This is a genomic window from Micromonospora sp. NPDC049580, from assembly GCF_040675595.1.
In the GTDB taxonomy this organism is placed as follows: Bacteria; Actinomycetota; Actinomycetes; order Mycobacteriales; family Micromonosporaceae; genus Micromonospora.
On the sequence record NZ_JBFAPG010000229.1, the window covers coordinates 1 to 9,474 of the forward strand.

Annotated in this window: 9 protein-coding genes and 2 pseudogenes; 3 read left to right on the forward strand and 8 right to left on the reverse strand. The window is 73.7% G+C overall.

Annotated elements, in window-relative coordinates; translation table 11 throughout:
* A partial coding sequence (locus AB0J68_RS18785) for an MFS transporter (RefSeq protein ID WP_363939626.1) occupies window positions 1-1,161 on the reverse strand: 1,161 nt, incomplete at its 3' end.
* Window positions 1,162-1,482: 321 nt separating this feature from the next.
* On the opposite strand from AB0J68_RS18785, the gene AB0J68_RS18790 reads away from it, so the two are divergent.
* The gene (locus tag AB0J68_RS18790) at window positions 1,483-2,400 is read left to right on the forward strand and encodes an EamA family transporter (RefSeq protein ID WP_355068962.1); all 918 of its coding nucleotides are present in this window, start codon (window positions 1,483-1,485) and stop codon (window positions 2,398-2,400) included.
* Here AB0J68_RS18790 and AB0J68_RS18795 read toward each other — a convergent pair.
* The 6 genes from AB0J68_RS18795 to AB0J68_RS18820 form a co-directional block, all read right to left on the reverse strand.
* The gene (locus AB0J68_RS18795; protein ID WP_363939632.1) at window positions 2,363-3,307 is read right to left on the reverse strand and encodes a diacylglycerol kinase family protein; all 945 of its coding nucleotides are present in this window, start codon (window positions 3,305-3,307) and stop codon (window positions 2,363-2,365) included. The two genes, AB0J68_RS18790 and AB0J68_RS18795, sit on opposite strands and share 38 nt — an antisense overlap.
* A gap of 212 nt (window positions 3,308-3,519) precedes the next feature.
* Window positions 3,520-4,470, reverse strand: coding sequence for a twin-arginine translocase subunit TatC (gene tatC, locus AB0J68_RS18800; protein WP_363939627.1), 951 nt, complete (start codon window positions 4,468-4,470; stop codon window positions 3,520-3,522).
* A gap of 18 nt (window positions 4,471-4,488) precedes the next feature.
* Window positions 4,489-4,803: a Sec-independent protein translocase subunit TatA gene (tatA, locus tag AB0J68_RS18805; RefSeq protein ID WP_007459946.1), complete on the reverse strand. Its 315-nt coding sequence runs from the start codon at window positions 4,801-4,803 to the stop codon at window positions 4,489-4,491.
* Between the two features lie 181 nt (window positions 4,804-4,984).
* A complete protein-coding gene (locus tag AB0J68_RS18810; protein ID WP_354862726.1) occupies window positions 4,985-5,230 on the reverse strand; it encodes a hypothetical protein in 246 nt (81 codons plus the stop codon).
* A 10-nt stretch (window positions 5,231-5,240) separates the two neighbouring features.
* Entirely contained in the window at window positions 5,241-6,299 is a 1,059-nt protein-coding gene (locus AB0J68_RS18815) for a YafY family protein (RefSeq protein ID WP_363939629.1), read from the reverse strand.
* On the reverse strand, window positions 6,296-7,294 hold the full coding sequence (locus AB0J68_RS18820) for a WYL domain-containing protein (protein WP_354862723.1): 999 nt from the start codon (window positions 7,292-7,294) through the stop codon (window positions 6,296-6,298). Before AB0J68_RS18820 ends, AB0J68_RS18815 begins: the two co-directional genes overlap by 4 nt.
* Window positions 7,295-7,412: 118 nt before the next feature.
* Here AB0J68_RS18820 and AB0J68_RS18825 point away from each other — a divergent pair, with 118 nt between their 5' ends.
* Window positions 7,413-8,420, forward strand: coding sequence for a cation diffusion facilitator family transporter (locus AB0J68_RS18825; protein ID WP_363939631.1), 1,008 nt, complete (start codon window positions 7,413-7,415; stop codon window positions 8,418-8,420).
* A gap of 56 nt (window positions 8,421-8,476) precedes the next feature.
* Window positions 8,477-9,322: pseudogene (locus AB0J68_RS18830) on the forward strand (DUF3866 family protein); the annotation flags it as partial.
* Between the two features lie 50 nt (window positions 9,323-9,372).
* Here AB0J68_RS18830 and AB0J68_RS18835 read toward each other — a convergent pair.
* Window positions 9,373-9,474 (reverse strand): annotated as a pseudogene (locus tag AB0J68_RS18835) (50S ribosomal protein L5); the annotation flags it as partial.

Sequence of the window (9,474 nt, forward strand, 5' to 3'; positions counted from 1 at the left end):
CGCCGCCGTCGCGATGGCGGCGACCCAGAACGGTGTGGTGATCTCCCAGGCGCTGGCGAACAGGCCGCCGAGGAGCGAGCCCAGCGCCGCGCCGCCGAGATCCAGCAATGCGTACACGCTGCCGACCCGGCCGCGCAGGTGCGCAGGCACGACCCGTTGCCGGACCGAGGTGACGGTGATGCCCCACACCATGGCATGGATGCTGAACACGACCAGCACGACGGCGGCGACCCAGGGTGTCGTCGTGGTCGCGAGGCACACGTGCGTCACGACCTCGATCACCAGGCCGGCACGCAACACGGTGGCGCTGCCGAGCGCGCGCGTGAGCATCGTGGCGACTGCGGTGCCGACCAGGCCGCCGACCGCGAAGGCGGACAACAGAAATCCGTAGCCGACGGCGGATACACCCAGGCGCTCCCGGCAGTAGAGCACGAACACGGCGAACGCGGCACCGAACGCGATGTTGCCCAGTCCCATACTCACGGCGAGGGTCCGCAGCAGTCGGTGCCGCCACAACCACCGCACGCCGGCGGCGACCTCGGCACGCAGCGAGGCCCGCCGAGGCGGATCGCCAACGACGGGGACGCGCCGGATGCCCGCGATCAGCGCTGCGGACGTCGCGAAGGTGAGCGCGTCGACCCCGAACGGCACCGCCGCCGCGACGACGAACAACCACGCGCCCAGCGGCTTCGCGACGAACTGGTTACCGATGGTGAAGCTCGCGTAGAGCCGAGCGTTGGCGCGCGGCAGTTCCTCCGGGGCGACCACCGCCGGGAGCAGGGCACCCAGCGCGGTGTCCGCGAGGGTTTCGCCCGTACCCAGAAGGAAGAGCACCGCGTAGATGACGGCCACCGAGACGGTTCCGGTCGCGATGGTCATCGACAACGCCACCAGGGCCGCGGCGCGGGCGAGGTTGACGACCACGACCAGACGGCGACGGTCGAGCCGATCGACGTAGGCACCGCTGACCAGGGCGAACAGCAGCCAGGGCAGTTGCTGCGCGAAGACGGCGCCGGCGATGAGGGCCGGGTTGTCGCTGACGGAGGCGACCAGCAGCGGGCCGGCGGCCATGGTGACACCGTCGCCGACGTTGGACACCGCCGCAGCGGTCCACAGTTTGGTGAAGTCCGCGCCGAGACGCGCGGATATAAGGGCACGCACAAGAGCTCCTCGAGCCAGGGAAGGAAACGGTCGTCGTGGGACCGCTCCGCGGCGAGGAGCACCAGACCCCCGGGGGTGATCTCCGGCGGCGCCCGATCAGTGCCGGGCGTGCCCTCGCGGCGAAGCGGAGACCGTGACCATGGCGAGGCGCATGCCAGCTCCCAACTGTGGATCAATACCGGTCCGAGCAGGATAGCTGGCCCATCGACGCTCTCGTATCCCCGAAGCGCGACCCGCTCGCCACCAGCCGGGCGACGCGGCTCGCGTTCTTCCCGACGGTCGACACCGCCGGAGAGCACTGCGGGCTGACCGCCTAGCGTCGTGCTCGTGACAGAGACCCTGCTGCCCGCACCGCGCCCGGCCGACGCGCCCCCGCAGCGCCGCGGCGGCGTCCTCGCCGTGGGGCTGGTGCTCGGCGGGGCGCTCTCGGTGCAGTTCGGCTCCGCCCTGGCCGCGCTGCTCTTTCCGCGTACCGGGGTGGCCGGGGCGGTCACCCTGCGGCTGACGATCTCGGCGGTGCTGCTGCTCGTCGTGTGCCGGCCCCGGCTGCGCGGGTACGACCGCTCGGCCTGGCTCGCGGCCGGCGCGTTCGGGCTGGCCCTGGCCGGCATGAACTCGCTGTTCTACCAGGCCATCGAGCGGATCCCGCTCGGCCCGACGGTGACCCTGGAGGTGCTCGGCCCACTGGCGCTGTCGGTGTTCACCGCCCGTCGGCTGGCGAGCTGGTGCTGGGCGGGGCTCGCGCTGGCCGGGGTGGCGCTGCTCGGGCAGGGCGGCTTCGACCGGCTCAACCCGGCGGGGGTGGCCTTCGCGTTCGGCGCGGGCGCGATGTGGGCGGCGTACATCGTGCTCAGCGCGCGGGTCGGCGGCCGGTTCCCGGGCGCGGACGGGCTGGCCCTCGCACTGACCCTCGCCGCGCTGGTCACCCTGCCGCTGGGCATCGTCGACGGCGGCGCCGTCCTGCTCGACCCGAGGGTGCTGGCGCTGGGCACCGCCCTCGCGGTGCTCGCCTCCGGGCTCCCGTACACCCTGGAGCTGCTGGCGCTGCGCCGGATGCCCACCGCCACCTTCGCGGTGCTGATGAGCCTCGGCCCGGCCATCGCCACCCTCGCCGGATGGCTAGTGCTGCGGCAGGCGCTGACGCTGCTGGAATGCGCCGCCATCGTGCTGGTCATCGCCGCCAGCATCGGCGCGGTACGGGTCAGAGCAGCAGTCGCAGCGCCCCCGGCACGGCAGTGATCGTCACCGGCAGGCGCAGCGAGCGTTCCCCGTCGGCGTACGTGACGATGTCGTCGGCGGCCAACTCCACGGTGCGGGCCCGGTAGCTGCTCACCAGCGGGTGACTCACGTGGGTGCCCTGGTAGATGCGCGGCTTGACCCGGATCAGGGTCCGCCGGTCGACCCGACCGGCCACCACCACGTCCAGCAGCCCATCGGTCGGATCGGCCTCGGGACAGATCCGCATCCCACCGCCGTACGTCGGGCAGTTGCCCACCGCCACCAGCACCGCGTCCATCTCGTGCGGCACCCCGTCCAGGCGCAGCGTGTAGCGGCGGGGCCGGAGCCGGGCCAGCTCGACCACGATCGCCAGGTCGTACCGGCGGGCGCCGCGCGGCCAGCGCATCCGGTTGGCGCGCTCGTTGACGATCGCGTCGAAGCCCGCCGCGAGGACGGCGCCGTACCAGCGCTCGGCCCCGTCGGCGCCGGTCATCCGGGCCAGGTCGACGACGCGGGTCCGGCCGGCGCGCAGCGCCTCGGCGATCACCGCCACGGCGGCGACGGGATCGGCCGGAAAGCCGGTGTCGAGGGCGAAGTCGTTGCCGGTGCCGGCCGGTACCGGCCCGAACGGCACGTCGGTGCCGGCGACGGCCTGCATGGCCCGGTGCACGGTGCCGTCCCCGCCGATCGCGACCAGCGCGCCGACGCCGTCGGCGACGGCGGTACGACACGCCGCCTCCGCCTCGTCCGGACTGGACGCCGACAGCAACCGGACCGGACGGCCGGCGGCGGCCAGCCCGTCCAGCAGCCGGGGCAGCAGCGCCCGGTGCCGCCCCCGGCCGGCCGTCGGGTTGGCGAGCACGGCCACCGGGCCACCCTCGTCCCGGGCGCGGTCGACCGAGTCGCGGGCGGGCGGGGTGCGCTCGATCGGCCCATCGGTGGGCGGGCCGGGCAGGTGATCGTCTGCGGTCACGGGCAGCACCGTACCGGTCGGACACCCGCCGTTCACCAGGGGCGGCCGACGTCACGATCAGTCTCGCCGCCGGCGCGTGGGGTGAGCGTCTGACGGGGCCGCTGACGCGACGACGCCGCCCCCGGCAGGCGGGGACGGCGTCGGTGGACTCCGGCGGCGCGGGGCCGTCAGGTCATGTCGTCGTAGCGGCGTTCGATGGGCGCCGGCTTCGCGATCGGCTCGGGCGCGCCGATCGGCGCGGTCGCGTCGACCCGCTGCCCGGCCACGACCGGGTCCGTGTCGAACTCCAGCGGCGAGACCTCGTCGTCGTCGAGACCGGCGTAGACCTCCTTGCCCCGCCCACGCCGCCGGTCGTTGATGAACGCCACCCCGACCGCCGCGAAGTAGAGCGCGGAGAGGCAGATCGCCAGGGCGGTCATCCCGAACGGGTCCGGGGTGGGGGTGACCACGGCGGAGAACGCGAAGAACACGAAGATCGCCACCCGCCACCAGCTGAGCAGCCGCTTCGCGCTCGCCAGGCCGACGAAGTTGAGCATCAGCACGATCAGCGGGAACTCGAACGCCACACCGAACAGCAGGATCAGGTTGGTGACGAACGAGATGTACCGGGTGACCTCAAGGTTCGTCGCGATGTCGTCGCCCGACACGTTGAGCAGGAACTCGAGGCCCTTCGTGGTGACGAAGAAGGCCAGCACCGCGCCGGCCGCGAACAGCGGTGCCGCCAGGGCCGTGAAGGCGTAGGCGTAGCGCCGCTCGTGCCGGTGCAGACCGGGAGCGATGAACGCCCAGAGCTGGTAGAGCCAGATCGGCGCCGCGATGATCAGGCCCACCCAGAGGCCGATCTTCAGGTTCAACAGGAAGAGGTCCGCCGGGCCGAGCTGGACGAACAGGCACTTGCCGGACGCGTCCTTCGACCCCGGCAGGTCGCAGTACGGCTGCGACAGCAAATGCCGCACCGGCTCGGCCAGCCAGATGCCGAAGCCGAAGCCGACAAGGATCGCCAGCGAGGCGCGGAACAGACGGTTGCGCAGCTCGCGGACGTGCTCGATGAGCGTCATCGAGCCGTCGGCGGCCCGTTCGAAGGTGCTCGGGCCGCGCTTACGCAGGGCGAAGGCCACGGTGGTGGAGCCCTTCGGTCAGTTGTCGCGGACGCGGTGCACCGGGTCGACGACCGGCTGCTGCGCCGGCGCCTGCTGGTACGGCGCCTGCTGCGGCTGCCCGGCGTACGGCGCCTGCTGGCCGGCGTGCGGCGGCAGCGGCTGGTAGCCGGCCTGTGCATCGGCCTTCTCGGCCAGGTCGCGGTCGTCGTCCTGCAGGCTCTTGGTCTCGGCCTTGATGATCCGCAGCGAGCGACCCAGCGAGCGGGCCGCGTCGGGAAGCCGCTTCGCACCGAAGAGCAGGATCAGCACAACCACGAGAACTGCGATGTGCCACGGCTTGAGGGCACCCATGAGAAGCTCCAGTCGCTCTGTGTCCGGGGGGTGATACGCAGCCCATCGTACGTGTGGATGGACCGAATGCCACCTGCCGGGGATGATGATCAGGGCCCGGCCGGTGAAGTCTTGACCAACCGCGATGATCAGTCAACCATCGCCACCCGGCCGGGGGACGACGGTGGCCGACAGAGGTCGGTCAGCCGCGCTTGGCCTTGATCACGGCGAGTCGCTGCTGGGCGGTGTCGAGCTGGCGCTGGACACCCTCGGCGCGCTGCTGCAACGCCTCGGCGGTCTCCCGGAGCGCCTCCGCCTCAGTGGCCCGCCGCTGCAACGCCACCGCGGCGCGGCGCAGCTGGGGCAGCCGGCTCAGCACCGGGCGGACGGCCAGCGCGAGCGCCACGAGCGGGAGCAGCACCACCGCGAGCACGATCCAGATCAGCACGCCGGTCAGCCTACTGGGTGCGGGCGGCCACCGCCGGATCGCCCGACGGCACGCCGGCCGGCACGGAATCGGCCGGCGCACGCCGGGGAACAGGCGCCGGCACGGCGTACGCGTCGAGCGCGGCGGCGGCGGTCGCCCGGACCTGTTCGGCCAGCTCGACCGGGGCGACCACTGTGACGTCCGGGCCGAGGCCCAGCACGAACCGCCGCGCCCAGCCCAGGTCGGTCACCCGCAGCGAGACGAGCCACTGGTCGCCGTCGCCGGCCTCGACCCGCTCGCACGGGTAGTACTCGGTGATCCACCGCTCGCCCCGCCCGATCCGCAGTGTGATCAGCGGCAGGTCGGGCGACGGCCGGAAGACACCCTCGGTGAGGTCGTGCGGGACAGCCTGCGGCGGAACGGTGGCCGGCTCGTCCAGTTCGGTGATCGCGTCGATCCGGTCGGCCCGGAACAGCCGGACCGCCTCCGCGCGCCGGCACCACGCCTCCACGTACGCCCGGCCGCCGACCATCAGCATCCGCAGCGGGTCGACGACGCGCTCGGTGGTCTCGTCCCGGGCCGCCGTGTAGTAGGTGATCCGCAGCGCCTTTCCGCCCTCCACGGCCGAGCGCAGCGCCTCGACCCGCCGGGTGTCCCCGGGCAGCCGGACCGCGACCGGTGCGCCCACCAGGTCACCGGCGGCGTCCTCGATCTTCGCGAGGGCCCGCTCGATGGCCTCCCGGTTGGCCACGCCCGGGGTCTCGGCGAGCATCCGGAGCGCCACCACGAGCGCGAGGGCCTCGTCGGGGGTGAGCCGCAGCGGCCGGTCGATGCCGGCGTCGTAGGTGATGGTCACCCGGTCGCCGTCGAACGCCATGTCGATCAGGTCACCGGGGCCGTAACCGGGCAGCCCACACACCCACAGCAGCTCCAGGTCCTCCCGGAGCTGTCGTTCGGTGACGCCCAGGTCACCGGCCGCCTCGGCGATCTCGATGCCGGGCCGGGCCAGCAGGTAGGGAACCAGGTTGAGCAGCCGCGCCAGTCGGTCGGCGGAGGCGCGGGAACCGCCGCGGGCGGCCGGGCGGGTCACCGGGCACCCCCGGAGACGGTCAGCTCGTCGTGCCGGACGGCGATCTCCTTGAGCCGCTGGATGACCGCCTCGCGGACCTCCGGCGGGTCGAGCACCCGCACGTCCGGGCCGTACCCGACGAGCTGGCCGGCCAGAGAGTCCGGGTCGGCGTACGGCAGGACCAGCTGGTCGCCGTCCGGCCCGGCGGTCACCTCCACCGCCCAGCGGCGCAGGCCGGCGGCCCGCCCGGGCGTCGCCAGCACGGTGGCCCGGCCGGTGCGCTCCACCGGCCCGGACCAGCGGGCCACGTGGCTGATCAGGTCGACGCCGGCCGGCGGCTCGTACGCGCCGGGTGCGCCGGTCACCCGGACCGCGCCGACCACCCGGGACAGGCGGAAGCAGCGGGTCGCCGCGCGGTCCAGGTCGTGGCCGACCACGTACCACCGCCCGCGCCAGCAGACCACGCCCCACGGTTGCAGCCGGCGGCGGCTGGGGGCGTCCCGGTCGGGCACCCGGTAGTCGAACCCGACCTCGCGGCGGTCCCGCGCGGCGGCGGTCAGCGGCGCGAACGCGGGATCGACGGTGACCATCGGCTCCATGCCGAGGGTGGCCTGCGGGTCGACGTCCACCCCGGCGGCGCGCAGCTTGGCCAGCCCGGACGACGCGGCGGCGGCCAGCCCGGCGTGCTGCCACAGGCGGGCGGCGATGCCGACCGCGGCGGCCTCGTCGGGTTCCAGGGGGATGTCGGGCAGCGCGTACTCGCGGTGGGCGATGCGGTAGCCGGGCTCGGCGTCGAAGACGCTGGCCGTGCCGGTCTCCAGCGGGACGCCCAGCTCGCGCAGCTCGGCCTTGTCCCGCTCGAACTTGCGCTGGAACGCCTCGTGGTCGCGCGCGTCGTCGGGGTCGTGCTCGTAGCCGGGCACGGTCGCGGCGATCTGCGCGGCGGTCAGGAACCGTCGCGTGGACAGGAGGCAGATCACCAGGTTGACCAGGCGTTCGGTGCGGGTCCGCGACACGGGTAGACGCTAGCAGCCGACGCGGCGCAGGCGTGCACCCACGCGGGCGTGCCGCACACTTGTTCGGATCGGCCCCCTCCCCCGGCGCGTCGCCGCCCGCGGCCATAGTGTTGCCCTCATGTCGCAGGGCGAGATGAATACCGAGAGCGAGAGCGTCGGCACCGTGGTCGTCGCGGGCGCCGCCAACCTCGCCATCGCGATCGCCAAGCTGGTCGCCGGGCTGATCTCCGGGTCGGCCGCGATGCTCTCCGAGGCGGCGCACTCGGTCGCCGACACGACCACCGAGGTGCTGCTGTTCCAGGCGCTGCGCCGCGGGGCCCGCCCGGCCGACCAACGACACCCCTTCGGGTACGGCAAGGAGAGCTACGTCTGGGCGTTCTTCGCCGCCATGTTCACCTTCGTGGCCGGCGCCGGCTTCGCCGTCACCCACGGTGTCACCACCATCCTCGTGCACGAGCACAGCGGCAACTATCTGATCTCGTACATCGTCCTCGCGGTGTCGTTCGTCATCGAGTCGATCTCGCTGGCCCGGGCCGTTCGGCAGGTCCGCCGCGAGTCCCAGCGCTGGGACACCACACCCCGCCGGTTCCTGCGACTGACCGCCGACACCACCGTCAAGGCGGTCTTCCTGGAGGACAGCGCGGCCCTGATCGGCCTGCTGCTGGCCGCGCTCGGCGTCGGCCTGTCCCAGGCCACCGGCGACGAGGTGTGGGACGGCATCGCGTCGATCCTGATCGGGTTGCTGCTGCTGGCCGTCGCCGGGATCCTGGCCAGCAACAACCTGTCGCTGCTGGTCGGCCGGGCCGTCCCGGAGCGGCTGCGCCGCGAGATCGAACGCGACCTGGCCGGGCTGCCCGAGGTCGAGCGCATCGACACCCTGCTGACGATGCAGCTCGGCCCGGACGACATCCTCGTCGCCGCGAAGGTCGACTTCCGTGACGAGGCCACCGGCGCGGCCATCGAGGCCACCGCCGACGAAGCCGAGCGGCGGCTCACCGGCCGGTACCCGGAAATCCGCTACGTCTTCCTCGACCCGACCCGCTCGCTGCCCGGAGCCGCCGGGCAGGCGCGCGACACCCAGGCCAGGCCGAGCGCCGACGCCGGCGGCGAGCCCGACCCCACCTGAGGGGGCGGGCCCACCCGAGCGCGGGCCGGCTGGTCCGCGCGGCTAGCGTGCCCGTCATGGTGCGATGGCGGACGGGGACGGTGGCGGCGCTGCGGCGGCAGTGGACCGGGGCGGTGGAACTCGACGTCGACCTGCCCGACGGCACGCGCATGCGGGCGCTGGCCTATCCCGAGCTGGTCGGCACGCCCGAGCCGGGTGACCGGGTGCTGCTCAACGCCGGTGCGCTGCTGATGGGGTTGGGCACCGGCGGGTACGCCCTCGTGGTGGCCCTGCCGGACCGGCTGCCGCCGGACCCGCCGGACGCCGGTGACACCCGCGACGCCGGGCACCTGGTCAAGGCCCGCTACACCCCGTTGCAGCCGATCCTGCTCGGCGTCGACGAGGAGGCCAGCCCGCACCGCGCCCTGCTGGCCGACGCCGACGACCTGGGTGGGATGCCGGTGGTCACCGCCGACCTGCACTCGGCGCTGCCGGCGATTCTGGCCGGCATCCGGGCCGAGGCCCCGCACGCCCGGGTGGCGTACCTGCTCACCGACGGCGGGGCGTTGCCGGCCTGGTTCTCCCGCACGCTCGCCGGGCTGCGCGACGAGCTGGCCGGGACGATCACCGTCGGGCAGGCGTTCGGCGGCGACCTGGAGGCCACCACCCTGCACGGCGGCCTGCTCGCCGCCCGCCACGTGCTGGACGCGGACGTGGCCATCGTGGCCCAGGGGCCCGGCAACCTGGGCACCGGCACCCGGTGGGGTTTCTCCGGCATCGCCGTCGGCGAGGCCGTCAACGCGATCGCCACGCTCGGCGGCCGGCCGGTCGGCTCACTGCGCATCTCCGACGCCGACCCCCGCCCCCGACACCGGGGCGTGTCGCACCACAGCCTCACCGCGTACGGCCGGGTGGCCCTCGCCCCGGCGTCGGCTTCGCGGCCGCCTTGATGATCAGCGCCTTCTTGGCCATCTCAGTTCTCCTTGAACGGGAAGCCCGGAGCTTGAGCAGCGCCCGACCCTCGTCGTCAGTCGTGGCGGTCGTGACCACCGTGATGTCCATACCCCGCTGCCGA

What these genes read in the sequence shown, in the direction of transcription:
- AB0J68_RS18825 (WP_363939631.1), top strand. Translation starts at nt 7,413, where the DNA reads ATGTCGCAGGGCGAGATGAATACCGAGAGCGAGAGCGTCGGCACCGTG.
- tatA (WP_007459946.1), bottom strand. Translation starts at nt 4,803, where the DNA reads ATGGGTGCCCTCAAGCCGTGGCACATCGCAGTTCTCGTGGTTGTGCTG.